The organism is Streptomyces sp. NPDC002742 (genome assembly GCF_042888885.1).
GTDB lineage: Bacteria > Actinomycetota > Actinomycetes > Streptomycetales > Streptomycetaceae > Streptomyces.
In genome coordinates, this window is record NZ_JBIAQF010000073.1 from 1 (window position 1) to 1,602 (window position 1,602).

Here is a 1,602-nt window from a genome sequence, read left to right on the forward strand (position 1 = left end):
GTCGGCTGCGGCGCCTGAATGGTGATCTTGTACTCCGCCCTGCTCAACGGCGTTCTGCTTACAGCCCGGGCGTACGCGAGAGTGCCTTTGCGTTCGCGGGTCTTGGTGCGTCCCCGGCGTTCCAGGCGGGGGCTGGACCAGATCTCGTGGAAGACGTCGAGGAGTGCTGGCGGGGTGCCGCGGCCGACGCTGCGCACGAGCGCGCGGAGCGTGACGGTGAAGGAGATACGGTCCGGGTCCACAGGAGCGTCATCGTGGTTCTCGCGCGCTGCGCGGGCCCGGATGATCTGCACGATCTGGTAGACGATGAGCAGCGCGTACAACTCCTGCGCGACGCCGTTGGGTTCTGCTGAGCGCAGCACGTTCCGCATCCCGCTCAGGTGGATCTTCAGGTCGGCATAGCCGGTCTCGGCTTCCCAGCGCTCCGCGTACAGCTTCACGATCTGTAGCGCCGGGGCCGTGACATGGTCGAAGAGGGTGGTGATGAGCAGGTAGGACTCGCTGCGGGACTCGCCGTGCTCGGGGACGACGGTGATATCGGCCTGGATGACGCGGATGGGCATGCCCGCGTCCTGCCGGGCGCGCACTCCGCGCCGCTGGGGGCGCACGCCTTTGGCCCGGGCCCTGGCGATCAGGTCGGGAGTGATCTGGTTGGCGGCCGGCAGATGAGAGAGGTAGGAGCCGTCGGGCAGTCGGCGCAGGACCGGCAGGCGACGGTTGGCGATGGCCCGGATGATCAGATCGGCGCCGGTGGCCCGGACGGTCGCGACGTGCGCGGACCCGGAGAAGTACCGGTCCGCCAGGACCAGCATGCCCGCGCGCAGACACCCGCCGTGCACCAGCTTGCGCAGCAGCGCTCCTTCGCTGGTCGAGCGGCCGCCCCATGCCGCGTCGAGGATGGCGCGGGTGCCGCACGCGATCAGGGTCAGCACGCGGATCTGCGGGCAGCGGCCCGGATCCTTGTTGCTGCGGCCGGGAGCCGGACCGAACGCGGCGCGGTTGGGCACGGTGTCCGGGACATCGAGGGTCGTGCCGTCCACGGCGGTCGTCAGCAGAGCCAGATCGTGCCCGAACGCGGTCGCGCCGGGATCTTCCGGTCCGCAGTGAGCACCCCGTAACAGCAGGAACAGGGACTTCAAGGGCTCACGGCCAAGGCGGCGACGCGCCTGCACCGCCGCCGGCGCACTGGGCACCGGCAGGTGGCGGGTGCCCGCACGGTGGTGCAACTGCTCGAACAGCATGCGCAGTACTTCCCGGTAGCCGACGTTCGGATACAGCCACAACGCGAGCACCAGATACAGCGTCACCCGGGCCGGCAGCATGCGGATGCGACGCTCCCGGCGGCCGCACCGGGTGATCACCTCGTCGATCAGGGCCGGCGGGACGATCTCGGTGACGGCTCCCAGCGTCAGTTGTCCGGCGACTGGTGTGTACCGGGAAGCGCGCGGTTGGCTTGCGGAAACGGATTCTGCAGCAGGAGCATGGGTAGGCAACAGGGCCTCCGTGGTCGGCGGATTTCTTGGTCGAAACCAGTCGACACAGAGGCCCTGTTGCCACGTCAAGGACTCCGACGGGCCCGTAACTTACCGGCGTTGGTGCTTG

At 69.0% G+C, this 1,602-nt stretch carries 1 protein-coding gene; it reads right to left on the reverse strand.

Going from position 1 to position 1,602, the window contains the following annotated elements; all coding sequences use genetic code 11:
- A partial coding sequence (locus tag ACFYW8_RS44515) for an IS4 family transposase (RefSeq protein WP_389093893.1) occupies positions 1-1,493 on the reverse strand: 1,493 nt, incomplete at its 3' end.
- Positions 1,494-1,602 lie beyond the last annotated feature (109 nt).